General features: G+C 63.5%; 12 protein-coding genes. 2 read left to right on the top strand and 10 right to left on the bottom strand.

The window, feature by feature from the left end; all coding sequences use genetic code 11:
* The 6 genes from rmuC to A3722_RS18485 all read right to left on the bottom strand — a co-directional run.
* Positions 1-644, bottom strand: a 644-nt coding sequence (rmuC, locus tag A3722_RS18510; RefSeq protein ID WP_443068793.1) for a DNA recombination protein RmuC, incomplete at its 3' end; no start/stop codon positions are given.
* Positions 644-2,530, bottom strand: coding sequence for a DNA mismatch repair endonuclease MutL (gene mutL / locus A3722_RS18505; protein WP_067629180.1), 1,887 nt, complete (start codon positions 2,528-2,530; stop codon positions 644-646). The genes mutL and rmuC, both read right to left, overlap by 1 nt.
* Positions 2,531-2,813: 283 nt before the next feature.
* The gene (locus A3722_RS18500) at positions 2,814-3,743 is read right to left on the bottom strand and encodes a metal ABC transporter permease (RefSeq protein WP_067629182.1); all 930 of its coding nucleotides are present in this window, start codon (positions 3,741-3,743) and stop codon (positions 2,814-2,816) included.
* Positions 3,740-4,945 (bottom strand): metal ABC transporter permease, encoded by a 1,206-nt coding sequence (locus A3722_RS18495; RefSeq protein ID WP_067629184.1) that lies wholly within the window; start codon positions 4,943-4,945, stop codon positions 3,740-3,742. The genes A3722_RS18500 and A3722_RS18495 overlap by 4 nt, the downstream gene beginning before the upstream one ends.
* The gene (locus A3722_RS18490; protein ID WP_067629186.1) at positions 4,942-5,736 is read right to left on the bottom strand and encodes a metal ABC transporter ATP-binding protein; all 795 of its coding nucleotides are present in this window, start codon (positions 5,734-5,736) and stop codon (positions 4,942-4,944) included. The genes A3722_RS18495 and A3722_RS18490 overlap by 4 nt, the downstream gene beginning before the upstream one ends.
* A gap of 3 nt (positions 5,737-5,739) precedes the next feature.
* Positions 5,740-6,729 carry a metal ABC transporter solute-binding protein, Zn/Mn family gene (locus A3722_RS18485; protein WP_067629188.1) on the bottom strand — a complete coding sequence of 330 codons (990 nt, stop codon included), beginning with the start codon at positions 6,727-6,729 and terminating at the stop codon, positions 5,740-5,742.
* Between the two features lie 175 nt (positions 6,730-6,904).
* On the opposite strand from A3722_RS18485, the gene deoC reads away from it, so the two are divergent.
* Entirely contained in the window at positions 6,905-7,918 is a 1,014-nt protein-coding gene (gene deoC / locus A3722_RS18480; protein ID WP_067629190.1) for a deoxyribose-phosphate aldolase, read from the top strand.
* A 44-nt stretch (positions 7,919-7,962) separates the two neighbouring features.
* A complete protein-coding gene (locus tag A3722_RS18475) occupies positions 7,963-10,308 on the top strand; it encodes an aldehyde dehydrogenase family protein (protein ID WP_067629192.1) in 2,346 nt (781 codons plus the stop codon).
* A 57-nt stretch (positions 10,309-10,365) separates the two neighbouring features.
* Here the strand turns inward: A3722_RS18475 and A3722_RS18470 are convergent, their stop codons facing one another.
* From A3722_RS18470 to lspA, 4 genes are all read right to left on the bottom strand, one after another.
* Complete coding sequence (locus A3722_RS18470; protein WP_067629194.1) at positions 10,366-11,688, bottom strand: M16 family metallopeptidase; 1,323 nt, start codon at positions 11,686-11,688, stop codon at positions 10,366-10,368.
* Positions 11,685-13,031: a M16 family metallopeptidase gene (locus A3722_RS18465; protein WP_067629196.1), complete on the bottom strand. Its 1,347-nt coding sequence runs from the start codon at positions 13,029-13,031 to the stop codon at positions 11,685-11,687. The genes A3722_RS18470 and A3722_RS18465 overlap by 4 nt, the downstream gene beginning before the upstream one ends.
* 64 nt (positions 13,032-13,095) lie before the next feature.
* The gene (locus A3722_RS18460; protein WP_067629198.1) at positions 13,096-13,608 is read right to left on the bottom strand and encodes a DUF3035 domain-containing protein; all 513 of its coding nucleotides are present in this window, start codon (positions 13,606-13,608) and stop codon (positions 13,096-13,098) included.
* Positions 13,609-13,660: 52 nt separating this feature from the next.
* On the bottom strand, positions 13,661-14,149 hold the full coding sequence (gene lspA, locus A3722_RS18455; RefSeq protein WP_067629200.1) for a signal peptidase II: 489 nt from the start codon (positions 14,147-14,149) through the stop codon (positions 13,661-13,663).
* Positions 14,150-14,155 lie beyond the last annotated feature (6 nt).

Below are 14,155 nucleotides of genomic sequence, written 5' to 3'. Positions count from 1 at the left end.
TGGATCAGGCAATCGGGCCGTTTGCCGTTGCTGAGTGTGGCTTGCAGCGAATAGCTGTCGCTCGGCAGGGCTTTCGACACGATATCGCGCAGTTGGATTTCACCGAAGGATCCGCGCGTTTGTTTGTTGCTGAGGATGTCTTGGAGCGACAGCACGTCGCCCGACAGTTTGGTGATATTATCCTGCGCCTTGTCGATCGAGGCCAGACGCTCCTGCAACTGCGCAAGACTGGTGGTGGTGCGTTTCGACGAGCCGTGCAGCGTCTCGGTCATGCGCTGCTGCATCTCGGCCAGCGAGCGCGCCGAGCGGGCGGCGTTGTCGGCCAGCCGGTCCTGCATCTGCTGCTGCACATAGGCGAGCCGCGCCTCCATGCTCTGCATCATCTGCGCTTGGGTGTTGCTTTGTGTGTCCGAGACCATCTGCAACCCGCCGCGCAGCTGCTCCTGACCCTGCCCCAACTGTTGCACATGCCCGCCAAGCACCCGCATCTGCTGCGCCAAGGGGGCCGCCATACGGGCCGAGCGGCCAGCGGCGCGGACCGCCATGATCAGCAGGATAACGATGAGCAACAGCAGCCCTGCCCCGGCAAGGGCGGCCAGCGTCACAGGGTCAGACAGGTTCAACGTCGTGCCGCCAAGCTCCATCAAGTGCGCCCGAAAAGCCGTTCGATGTCGGCGAGTTTGAGTTCGACATAGGTGGGCCGCCCGTGGTTGCACTGGCCGGAATGCGGGGTCGCCTCCATCTCGCGCAGCAGCGCGTTCATCTCTTCGGCGCGCATCCAGCGGCCCGAGCGGATCGACCCATGACAGGCCACACGGCTCAGGATCGCTTCGATCTTGGCCTGCACGATGTTGCTGCTGTCGCCGTCGTCCAATTCGTCGAGCACATCGAGGATCAGCGCGCGGGCGTTCACGGTGCCAAGGATCGCGGGCGTTTCGCGCACGGCGATGGCGCTGCCGCCGAAGGCTTCGATGCCGAGGCCGAGTTTGGCAAGTTCATCGGCCAGTTCCAGCAGGCGCGTGCAGTCATTGGCGGAAAGCTCGACAATCTCGGGGATCAGCAGCGCTTGGGCCGCGACGCCGTTCTCGTTCATCTGACGCTTCAGTTTTTCATAGACCAGCCGCTCATGCGCGGCGTGTTGGTCTACGATGACCATGCCACTGGCGGTTTGCGCGATGATGTAATTCTCATGCACCTGCCCCCGCGCGGTGCCGAGCGGGTAGTCCGGGGCGGGGGCCGCCTCTTCGCCCTCGGGCGCGGCAGTGAACGGCGCGGGCGCTTCGGGCATCGGCGTGCCCTCCACCCGGCCCCAGACGCCTGCGGTTTCGGCAAAGCCCGGCGCCTGCGCGTTATAGGCCGCTTGCCGCGCGGCGGGGCTGGGGCGGTCCATGCCCGCGCGGTCCATCTGATAGACCCGCGCGCCCTGCGGTTCCGGCTGCATCGCGCCCAAAGTCGCCTGCGCCACGGTGGTCGAAGCGCGGTGCCCCGCCTCGGCCAGCGCATGGCGCAGGGCCGAGACGATTAGCCCCCGCGCCAGACCGGGATCGCGGAAACGCACCTCGGATTTCGCGGGATGCACGTTTACATCGACCAGCGTTGGCGGGCATTCCACGAACAGCGCCGCCGCCGGGTGGCGGTCTCGGCTAAGGAAATCGAAGTACGCGCCGCGCAATGCGCCTGTCAGCAGTTTGTCCCGCACCGGGCGGCCATTCACGAAGAGATACTGCGCCACGGCAGAGCCACGCGAGTAGGTCGGCAGTGCTGCGAACCCCGTCAGATGCAGCCCTTCGCGCATGGCGTCGATGGGCAGGGAGTTTTCCGCGAACTCTCGGCCCAGCACCTGCGCCAAGCGGCCATGCAGCGCCTCAAACAGATCGCCCTGCTCAGCCTCGGCGCGGAACACATCACGGCCCTTGCCGTCGCCCGACACGTCGCGCAGCACGAAGCGCACGAAGGGTTCGGCCATGGCCAGCCGCTTGATAACATCGCCGATGGCCTGCGCTTCGGCCCGGTCAGTGCGCAGGAACTTGAGCCGCGCTGGCGTGGCGAAAAACAGATCGCGCAGGGTGACGATGGTGCCGCTGTTCAGCGCCGCCGGGCGTACCTCGCCCATGCGGCCACCGTCGACGGTGATCTCGGCCCCGTCAAACCCCGAGGCTCGGCTGGTGATGGTCAGCCGCCCGACAGCACCGAGGGACGGCAGGGCCTCCCCCCGAAACCCGAAAGTGTGGATATCAAGCAGGTCAGAGCCATCGATTTTGGAGGTCGCGTGGCGCGACAAGGCCAGCGCCAAATCCTCGGGCGCGATGCCGCAGCCATCGTCGGTCACGCGGATCATCGTCTTGCCGCCGTCGGCATATTCCACGGTGATGCGCCGCGCGCCCGCGTCGATGGCGTTTTCGACCAGTTCCTTCACGGCGGAGGCGGGGCGTTCGACCACCTCGCCCGCAGCGATGCGGTTGATCGCGGAATCGTCCAACTGGCGGATGACGGGGCGGTTTTCACTTATATTGGGGGTCGGGCTTGGCATACCGCAAGACCTAGCATGGGCCATTCCGATTCTGCCAGATCGGATTGCGTCTCTCAGAGGGGGAAGACAGAGTCAGCGGACCGCCGCCAAGACTGGGGCGATCCGCTTCTGGGTCGGCTACTCGGCGCACTGGTGCTTTTGTTATTCCGGTCTTATCAGAGCGGCGGGCGACCCGGGTACAAGTCGTCTCCGGCGGAGCTTGCACCCTGTATAGACGCAGGACGAATCACAGGTCAAAGCAAAATCGAATCGGTTGCCCAGAAAACGAATCGTTGCGATTCGATTAAGCGGCGGGGGCAGCGGCGCCTCTTTGCCGATGCGGCCCCATAAGTGCCGCAAACCCCAGGATCACGCCAGAGACCGTGGCGATCATCCCCGCCGCGGAAACCGAATCCCGCATGCCGATCCACAGCGGCCCGTATCCGGCCAGAACATAGCCCAGCACAGCGGCCAAAGTGGCAAAGAGCACCGACCACGCAATCTGATACTCCAATCGGTTGGTCATCATCCGCGCGGCGGCGGGGGGGCAGATGAACATGGCGATGACGATGATACTGCCCACCGCGTCAAAGGCAGCCACAGCGGCAATCGCCGCAACGATGACCAGCCCGATGCCCAAGGGGCCGGTCTTCATGCCGATGGTACGGGCGAAGCCCTCGTCGAAGGTGCTGATCTTGAGCGGCCGCCAGAAGATCGCGGTAAAAAGCGCGACGAAGAGCAGCGTCACTGCCATGCGCGGCAGCTCCACCGGGAGGGTCGCCAGTGCCTCGGGGTCGAACAGCGACCCCCAGCCGGTCGCATCCAGCCAGATCAGGCTTTCAAGGTTGCCGTAAAGCGCATGTTCCACGTCGAGATGCACACTGCTGGTGTCCGATTGCTCAAGCAGCAGCACGCCGCCCGCAAACATCGCGGTAAAGACCACGCCCATCGCCGCGCCGGATTCGATCTTGCCCAAACGCCGCACGCCTTCGATGGCCAGCACGGCGACCAGCGCCGCCCCCGCAGCGCCCAGCAGCATCGGCCAAGTGCTGACCACGCCGGTCAGCAGGAACGCCACCACGATCCCCGGCAGCACCACATGGCTGATCGCATCGCCGATCAGCGCTTGGCGGCGCAGGACGAGGAAATTCCCCGGCAGGGCACAGGCCACCGCCACGAAGATGCCGGTCAGCATCGGCACCAGTGAGAGGGGGACAAATTCAGAACCGTTCATGCCATCACCCCGCCGCGCATGTCGATGCGGCTGTCAATTTCGCGGATTTGGTCGGCGGTCAGCACGGTCTCGATGGGGGTCAGACCGTCATATTGCTGGGCCGCCGCCTCGTAAGCTGGATCGCGGCGGATGAGCTGCCAGCGGGTCTCATCCCGCAGCGCCTTGGCGGCCCGACCCCGGCCCGCTTTGGTGGCGACCCCATCGGGCAGCGCATAGCCTTCGGCGCGCAGCAGGCGCAGGGTCAGTTGTTCGTAGATCGGTTGCCCATGGGCAAGCGCCAGCAGCCCCTGCCGCAGATGCACCCGGCGCTGATACCGGCGGTGGCGCAGCAGAGCCGAAAGCGCGCCGCGCCCCGGTGCCAGCAGCAGCGATAGCGCAAAGAGCGCAAAGCCCACCAGCACGATGATCGGTCCCGTCGGCAGGTTCGGCTGCGCCGCCGACAGCGCCGCGCCGACATAGGCCGCGATACCGCCAAGTGCGCCAGAAATCAGCACCACGTGATCGGTCCGCTCGCTCCAGAACCGGGCGGTGACGGGCGGGATGATCAAGAGCGCGACGATCAGGATCAGCCCGACGATTTTAAGGCCCACCACCGTCACCGCCAGCACCAGCCCCATCATCGCAAGATCGGTGCGCGGGACGTTCTGGCCGATGGCGGTGCCATATTCAGGATCGAACGAGGCGAGCGTCAGCGGACGCCGAAGCAGCAGCACCAGCGCCAGCGTCAGCGCCGCGGCCACCGCAATGATCAGAGCGTCGTTGCGCAGCATCCCGGCGGTGGAGCCCAAAAGGAAATCCTCAAGCCCCGCCTGCCGTCCGGCACTCATGGTCTGGATCACTGTCAGCAAGACGATGCCAAGCCCAAAGAAAACCGACAGGACCGAGCCAATCGCCGCATCCTCGGCCAGCCGTGTGCGGTTGCTGAGCCATGAGACCAAAAGCAGCCCCGCCGCCGCAGACAAGGCCGCGCCCAGCAGCAGCCCGATCAGGTTGCGGCCGTCACCGCCGAAGGCGACCATCACCATGAAAGCGAGCGCCACACCGGGCAGCGTCGCATGGGAGATCGCGTCGCTGACAAGCGCCCGTTTGCGCAGGAAAAGAAAGATGCCTCCAACGCCCGCCGCCATGCCCAGCAGCGTCGCTCCAAGTGTTACCAGCGTGGCGTTATAGCCCAGTTGCAGCGTCAGCGCGTCCCAGATCATGACAGTTGCAACGCGTCCATCTGCGCGCCAGCCAAGCGACCGCCATAGGCGTCTTGCAAGTGGCTGGCTTGAAATACCTCTTCGACGCTGCCTTCGGCGACGCGGTGGGTGTTGATCAGGAAGACATTGTCGAAATACTCGGCCACGGTGGATAGGTCATGGTGAACCGCCACAACCGTTTTGCCTGCGTCGCGCAGAGATTTCAGCACGGCGATGATCGCCTTTTCAGTTGCCGCATCGACCCCGGCAAAGGGTTCGTCCAGCAGATAGAGGTCTGCATCCTGCGCCAAGGCGCGGGCGAGAAAGACCCGCTGTTGCTGGCCCCCAGACAGTTGGCCGATCTGGCGGGTGGCGAAATCTTCCATCCCGACGCGGGCCAGACAATCGGTGGCGCGGGCGCGGTGCACAGGGCGGATGCGGCCCAGCAGGCCCAGTTGCGGATAGAGCCCCATCAGTACCACGTCGATCACGCGGGTCGGAAAATCCCAATCCACGCTGGCGCGCTGCGGCACATAGGCGATGCGGTGGCGTTGTTCGGCCACCGGCTTGCCATAGACGGTGGCGGTGCCCGCCAGCGGGGTCAGAATGCCTAAAGCAGCCTTGAGCAAAGTCGACTTGCCCGCGCCATTCGGGCCGATGATCGCGGTCATCTTGCCCGGCGCAACGGTCATATCGACCGAAAAAACCGCAGGTTTCTGCCCGTAGGAAACGGTCATGCCGCGCACGGCAAGCGGGCTATCGGCGCGGGAGGTGGGCGCGGCGTCGCGGCTGCTGGCGAGTTCAAGTGTCATGGATCAGCTTCCCTGTACCAGCTTGCCGTTCATCCCGCCCGCAGCCACCGGCGCGCCGAGCGCGCGGGCGATGGTGGTGACGTTGTGATCGATCATACCGATATAAGTGCCCTCATAGCTGCCCGGTTCCCCCATGGCGTCGCTATAGAGCGAGCCGCCGATCACGACCTCATGACCGCGCGCCGCAGCGCCTTCGACCAGCGCGCGCATGTTGCGGTCGGAAACCGACGTTTCGACAAAGACGGCGCCGATCTCACGCTCGACCAATTCATCAACCAGTGAAGAGATACGGTTCAACCCAGCCTCGCTGTTGGTTGAGATGCCCTGAATGCCGATCACCTCGAACCCAAAGGCGCGCCCGAAATAGCTGAAAGCGTCATGGGCCGTGACCAGCACGCGCTGGCTTTCTGGCACCTGTCCCACGGTCTCGGCGGCATAGGTGGCCAATTGTTCCAGCTCGGCGCGGTAGGTGGCCGCGTTCTGGGCGAAAGTCTCGGCTCCTGCGGGATGGGCCTCGGTCAGGGCGCGGGTCACCTCATCAACCACGGCGATCCAAGTTTTCGGGTCCATCCAGACGTGGGGGTCATAGCGCCCCTCGTAATCCGGGTGGCTGAGCAGATCATCCTTGGGTAGCGCGTCGGCCACAGCGACCACGGCGCGCCTGCGGCCCAGATCCTCAAAAAACCGCTCCATCTGCGCCTCAAGGTAGAGACCATGCCAGAGCACCAGATCGGCCCGTGTCAGCGCCACGATGTCACTGCGCGTCTGGCGGTAGCTGTGCGGATCGACCCCTGAGCCCATGAGCGAGCGGACCTCGACCAAGTCGCCCCCCACGCGGCGGGCGGCGTCGGCAATCATACCTGTTGTCGCGACGATGTTGAGCTTTTGCGCCGCGAAGGCGGCAGGGGCCGCCCCCAGAAGTGCAAAAGCACTCAGGCCGCCGATCAATGCGGTGCGGCGGGACGGGCGAAAAGGGTCAGATGTATGTTTCATGAGGTATTAATGAGAACGATTCTCAATTAAGTCAACAGTTGAGAATGGTTCTCATTAACAATTGCGGCATCTTGCCTGTTTTTCAGGCAATCGTCCCGTGACGCGGGGTTAGCGTCGCTTGCCTTGCCCCCGGCCCCATGCCATTTTGCCCGCCTGACCAAACCGGAGAGACCCGATGGCCACCCAAACGACCCCGCGCGAAAGCACGACTGAAACCGGCGCGACCGGCCATCTGCCGCAAGTGACCGAACGACGCGTCGAGCCTATGCCGCTTGATATGGATTGGCTGCGCTCGGTGCAGGCGAACACCTCGGCGATCGAGCGCCGCGCCGCCGCCCTGCCCGCCCGCCGTTCGCTGAAAAAGGACCACCAAGCCGCGTGGCTGCTGCGCGCGGTGACCTGTATCGACCTGACGACCCTTTCGGGCGACGACACCGCGCGCCGGGTTGAGCGGCTCTGCGCCAAGGCGCGCCAACCGATTGCGCCCGATCTGCTTGATGCGCTTGGTATGGCCCCGATCACCACCGGTGCGGTTTGTGTGTACCACGAGATGATCCCCGCCGCGCGCATGGCGCTGGAAGGGACCAATATCCCGATCGCTGCCGTTTCCACCGGTTTCCCGGCGGGCCTGTCGCCGCTGGAACTGCGCATCCGCGAGATCGAGATGAGCGTTGAGGCAGGGGCGACAGAGATCGACATCGTGATCTCGCGCCGCCATGTGCTTTCGGGCGACTGGCAGGCGCTTTATGATGAGATGCGCGCCTTCCGCGAAGCCTGTGGCGAGGCCCATGTGAAGGCGATCCTTGCGACGGGCGAGCTTGGTTCCCTGCGCAATGTGGCGCGCGCGTCGCTGGTCTGCATGATGGCCGGGGCCGATTTCATCAAGACCTCGACCGGCAAGGAAAGCGTCAACGCCACCCTGCCCGTCAGCCTCGTGATGATCCGCGCGATCCGTGAGTATTATGAGCGCACCGGGGTGCGCGTGGGCTACAAGCCCGCGGGCGGCATCTCGAAAGCCAAGGATGCGATCACCTATCTGGCGCTGATGAAGGAAGAGTTGGGCGACCGTTGGTTGCAGCCCGACCTGTTCCGCTTTGGGGCGTCCTCGCTCTTGGGCGATATCGAGCGGCAGTTGGAGCATCATGTGACCGGCAATTATTCGGCGGCTTACCGCCACGCGACCTCCTGAGCCTGTTGCAGGCTGCGGGACGGTATTTGGAAAAGGATGAAGGCATGAGCGTGTCCGAGATTTTTGAGAGCATGGAATACGGGCCGGCCCCGGAATCGGCGGCAGATGCGCTGGCGTGGATCGTGGATCAAGGCGGACGCTTTGGTCATTTCATTGATGGGGCGTTCACCGCGCCGGGCGCGGGTTTCGACAGCACCAACCCGGCGACGGGAGAGGTCTTGGCCATCCTGACGCAGGCGTCGCAGGGCGATGTGGATGCTGCCGTGAAGGCGGCGCGCAAGGCGCAGCCCAAGTGGGAGAAGCTGGGCGGCCATGGCCGGGCGCGGCATATCTATGCGCTGGCGCGGCTGTTGCAGAAACATGCGCGGCTGTTTGCGGTGTTGGAGGTGCTGGACAATGGTAAGCCGATCCGCGAGGCGCGTGATATTGATGTGCCCTTGGCGCAGCGGCATTTCTATTATCACGCGGGCATGGCGCAGTTGATGGAGAGCGAACTGCCCGATGCGCAGGCGCTTGGGGTTTGTGGGCAGATCATTCCGTGGAACTTCCCGCTATTGATGCTGGCGTGGAAGATCGCCCCGGCGCTGGCGATGGGCAATACCGTGGTTTTGAAGCCTGCGGAATATACCTCGCTGACCGCGCTTTTGTTTGCCGATATCTGCCGTCAGGCTGGATTGCCAAAGGGTGTGGTTAACATTGTCACCGGTGATGGCGCTGTGGGCGAGATGATTGTTACCCATGAAGATATCGACAAGATCGCCTTTACCGGCTCCACCGCCGTAGGCCGCCGCATTCGTGAGGCGACGGCAGGCTCGGGCAAGGCGCTGACTTTGGAGCTGGGGGGCAAATCGCCCTATATCGTGTTTGACGATGCCGATCTTGATAGCGCCGTAGAGGGGCTGGTTGACGCGATTTGGTTCAATCAGGGTCAGGTCTGCTGTGCGGGCTCGCGGCTGTTGGTGCATGAGCCTGTTGCGGATCGCTTCTATGCCAAGCTGCGCACGCGGATGGAGAAGCTGCGTATCGGTGATCCGCTGGACAAGAGCATTGACGTGGGCGCGCTGGTGGACCCGGTGCAATACAAGCGCGTGAGCGAGATGGTGGAAGCGAATACTGCGGGTGAGCGATTTGTCACGCCGGGGGAGATGCCTGAGAATGGGTGTTTCTATCCGCCGACTCTGATCACCGGGCTGAACCCGGCGGATACGCTGATGCAGGAAGAGATTTTTGGCCCGGTGTTGGTCTCGACCACTTTCCGTACGCCTAGCGAGGCCGTGCAACTGGCCAATAACACCCGCTACGGGCTGGCGGCGACGGTCTGGACCGAGAATGTGAACCTCGCCCTTGATATTGCGCCACAGTTGGAGACCGGGATCGTTTGGATCAACGGGACCAATATGATGGATGCGGCGGCTGGGTTTGGCGGCAAGCGCGAGAGTGGCTTTGGCCGTGAGGGCGGCTGGGAAGGTCTGGCGGGCTATACCAAGCCCAAGACCGCTCAGAAGCCGTTGAAAGAGATCGAAGCCTTCAGCGGTGAAGGCGGCCCGGAGGATGGGATCGACCGCACGACAAAACTTTATATCGGGGGCAAGCAAGCCCGGCCCGATGGGGGGTATTCCGCACCGGTTTGGGGCAAGTCTGGTGGACTGTTAGGTCATGTGAGCCTCGCCAACCGCAAGGATGTGCGCAATGCCGTGGAAGCGGCGCATGCGGCGAAGGGGTGGTCGAAAACAACTGGCCATCTGCGCGCGCAAATCCTGTATTATATTGCCGAAAACCTCTCGGCGCGGGGCGATGAGTTTGCCGCGCGGCTGGATGCGATGCAGGGGACAAAGAATGGTCGCAAAGAGGTCGATGCCGCTATTGACCGGCTGTTCACCTATGCCGCCTGGGCCGACAAATACGATGGTCAGGTTCACGGCGTGCCGATCCGGGGCGTGGCCTTGGCGATGAAGGAGCCTGTGGGCGTGATCGGGGCGCTTTGCCCGGCAGAGGCACCGCTTTTGGGCCTGATCTCTTGCATGGCACCCGCCATTGCCATGGGCAACCGCGTGATCCTTTCGGCGAGCGAACCCTTCCCGCTGGCGGCGACCGATTTCGTGCAGGTTTTGGAGACTTCCGACGTGCCTGCGGGTGTGGTGAATATCCTGACCGGGTCGCAGGCCGATCTGGCCGATCCGATGGCGCGGCATATGGACATTGATGCCGTCTGGAGCTTTGGCGCGGCGGAACTCGCGGCCGTGGTCGAAAAAGGGGCGGCGAGCAATATCAAGCGCACTTGGGTCAACCACGGCATGGCGCGCGATTGGTTCGGGGCCGAAGGCGCGGGGCGTGCATTCTTGCAGGCCGCGACAGAGGTCAAGAATATCTGGGTGCCCTACGGCGAATAAGCCCTAACGCCCGAGACAAGATGAAAGCGCCGCCCCTTTTCGGGAGCGGCGCTTTTGTCATTCCTGAGGCGGGGTTGACGCCTCAAGCCCTTCGGGCTGGCCGACGACGACGAAATGCAGGTTTTCAGGGTCCAGCAAATCCGCCGCGACGCGCTTGACGTCGTCCAGCGTGACCGCTTCGACCTTGTCGTTGCGGGTCGCGATATAGTCGGTCGGCAGGCCGAGCATCTGCATCCCGACAAGGATATTGGCAATCGGGCTGTTGCCGTCAAACCGCAGCGGATAGGCGCCGGTGATATAGGTCTTGGCGGCCTCCAGTTCCTCTTGGGTGATGCCCTCGGTCGCGGCTTTGGCCCATTCGGCACGGATCACGTCACTCGCCTCACCGATACGGTCATTGGCTGAACTGACGGAGCCGAGGTAGGTCTCAGCCAGATCGCGCGGGGCGAGGTAGGAATAGACGCCATAGGTCAGACCGCGCTTCTCACGCACCTCGGTCATCAGGCGGGATTCGAAACCGCCACCGCCGAGGACATGGTTCAGCACTGTCGCAGTGAACCAATCGGGATCGTCCTGCGCGAGGCCCGCCTGACCAAAGATCGCAACGGATTGCGGTGTTGCGAAATCGACCACTGTCGTGCCCGCGGGGATATCCACATCTGCAGTCGGGGGCATCGGCGCGCCCTTGGCGGGCAGATCGCCCAGCAGCGTATCGAGCAACTCGCCCAGTTCTTCGGGGGTGATGTCGCCTACCGCGCCGACATAGATGCGATCACGGGCCAGCACGGCCTTATGCGCCCCTATCAGGTCGTCGCGGGTCAACCCAGCCACAGTCTCAAGCGTGCCGTTCAGCGAACTGCCGTAGGGGTGGTCGCCGAAAGCGATCTTGTCGAAGGTCTGGCGGGCGATGTCGTTCGGGTCTTTCTGGTTCGACTGGATGTTTGAGATCACCTGACCGCGCACCCGCTCTACCGCGTCTTCGTCAAAACGCGGCTCTAACAATGCGGCGCGCAGAAGCTCGATGGAGGCGTCGCGGTTTTCGGTCAGGAAACGGGCCGAGACGGAAAGCGAATCGTCCGACACGTCGAAGCTGAGGTTGGTTGCCAGCGCTTCGGTCTCGCGGCTAAAGGCACGCGCGTCCATGTCGCCTGCGCCCTCTTCCAAGAGGCCGGTCATCAGGTTGATCGCGCCGCGTTTGCCGGGGGCGTCCAGCGATGCGCCGCCCCGGAAACGGATTTCCAAGGCAACAAAGGGGATCGAATGTTCTTCGACCAGCCAAGCGGTGATGCCGCCGGGGCTGGTCACGGGCTGGATGTCGACTTCGGCACGGGCGGGAAGTGCGGCGAAAACCGTCAGGATCAGGGCGTAGAACAGTTTCATTGCGCGTCCTCCTTCATCAGCCAACCGGTGACCGATGCGCGTTTGTCGAACAGGGTGCGGGCCGCCTGCATGATGTCTTCGGCGGTGACGGCTTGCAGCACATCGGGCCAGTCCTGCACGTCTTGCACCGTTAGGCCGATGGCGAGGGCCGAGCCATAGCGGTTTGCCACGCGGTCGGCATCGTCGCGGGCGTAAATCTGATCAGCGCGCAATTGCGCCTTGAGGCGCTCGAGATGCTCGGGGTCCACCCCGGCTTCCATGAACTGCACGAGCACCTCGTCCAGCGCCGCTTCGGCCTGTTGGAGGCTGACACCGGGCACGGGCAGCACCACGACATCAAAGGTCGTGTCGTCGAGCGTATCGGCCTTGTAGAAGGCACCGGTGTAATTGGCGATCTGTTCGTCGAATTGCAGCTTTTCAGCGAGGTAGGAAGTGGTGCCGCCGCCCAGCAATTCGCTGAGAAGAAAGAGCGCCGCCGCCTCTTCCTGCGCACCGCTGTCCCGCTCTTGAGCGAGGTAAGAGCGGCGCACATAGGGCTGGGCCACGCGGGCGTCTTTGTAGATCAACCGGCGCTCGGCAATCTGCGGTGGCTCTTCGGTGCGCAGGCGCTCGGGCAGGTCAGGGTTGGCGGGAATCTGGCCATAGGTGGCTTCGGCCAGTTCGCGCACTTCCTCTGGCGTCACATCGCCGGAGACGATGAGGATGGCGTTGTTGGGCGAATAGTAGAGCTCATAGAACGACAGCGCATCTTCGAGGTCCAACTCCTCCATCTCATGTTTCCACCCGATGATCGGCACGCCGTAGCGGTGGTTGAGAAATTGCGCGGCGTTGAGTTGTTCGCTGAAGAGGGCGGCGGGGTTGTTCTCGGTCCGCTGATTGCGCTCTTCCAAAATCACATCGCGTTCGGTTTCGATGTTTTCGGGCGTGAGGCGGATGTTCTTCATCCGGTCGGCCTCCATCTTCATCATCAGGCCGAGACGGTCGGCGGCGACGCGCTGGAAATAGGCGGTGTAATCGTAGCTGGTGAAGGCATTGTCGCGCCCGCCGTTGGCCGCGACGGTGGCCGAAAACTCGCCCGACTCCAGCTTATCGGTGGCTTTGAACAGCAGGTGTTCAAGAAAATGCGCCACGCCGGACGACCCTTTGGGTTCATCGGCTGAGCCTGCGCGGTACCAGACCATTTGCTGCACGACCGGGGCGCGGTGGTCTTCGACGACCACAACCTCCATGCCGTTATCGAGGGTGAAATGGGTTACCGCCTCATTCTCGTTATCGCGCGCCTGCGCGGAGGGGGCTGTGAAGAGCGTTGCCACCAGGGCCGCCATCATCGGCAGTCGGATCATTGCTTACCTCGAAATATATCGCCTCCCGCATTACCTACGCGGTCTGGCGCTACTTTCAAGAAGCCTAGCGAAAACGTGTGTCTTGCGGAGGGTAAGACGGCGTGCGTCCGCCCGCGTTGCGCCAGCGCTCCGCCTCGTTATGGGCATCAAGGATTTGGCTCTTGTAGGCTTGGCTGTAGCGGTCGACCGGCACGATGCGGAACTGTGTAAAGCGGCCTTTGCGCTTGCGGAATTCCGCGTCAGACTGCGCCAAGCTGGCCCGGATGCCGGGTTGCACGCCCATCCGGCCCGCATGTTGCACCAGCGCCGCATCCCCCGCCGGGATGCCGGTAGAGGTATCCAGACGCCCGCCAAATGCCGCCACTCCTTCGGCCACCGCCGACCGGTCGGTCAGGTTCGCCTGTCCCGGCACGGGGGTCGGCAGGGCGTTCAGATTGTCGGGGCGTTCCAGCGGCTTGACCGGCTGGATCAAGAATTCGTCCGGTCCGTCAGAAGTCGGCTGCAAATCGCGAAGGCCCTGATTGCTGCAGGCGGCGAGGGCCAGCGGGATCAAGCTGATGAGGGCAATGCGACGCATGGTGTCTCCTTTCGGGGTCTGCTTGTTCAATATCGCAGGCGAGCAGGCAATGTCACTGACCTTTTTTGCCCCGGCGCTTGGGCGCGCTTTTCGGCTCTCCGGTAAAGAGGATCAGCCCCAAGGCCCCGGCAAAGATAAAGACATCCGCCAAGTTGTAGACGAAAGGGTTATTGAGGCCACAGCAAGAGTTGTTCAGGAAATCCAGCACATAGCCATAGATCAGCCGGTCCGCCACATTCGCCAAGGCCCCGCCGACCAGCAAGCCGCCGCTGAGCTGCGCCCACCGCCCATGCGGGCTGCGCCAGAGCCACAGGGTGACGCCCGCGCAGATCACCAGCGCCACCAGGATCAGCACCCATTGGCTCATGTCACCCCCGAGGCCAAAGTTGATGCCCCGGTTTTCGCCATAGCGGAAATTCAGCACCGGAGGCAGCACTTCGATAGAGCGGATACGTGCCAGTTCCATCATGTGAATGACCACATATTTGCTGATCTGGTCGATCAGAAAGGCCACGATGGCCGCGATGCCGAATGTCCGCATGGTGCT

This window comes from Sulfitobacter sp. HI0027 (assembly GCF_001634775.1).
Taxonomy (GTDB): Bacteria; Pseudomonadota; Alphaproteobacteria; order Rhodobacterales; family Rhodobacteraceae; genus Sulfitobacter.
The sequence above is the reverse complement of the archived record's forward strand: the minus strand, read 5'-3'. Positions and strand labels throughout refer to the sequence as shown.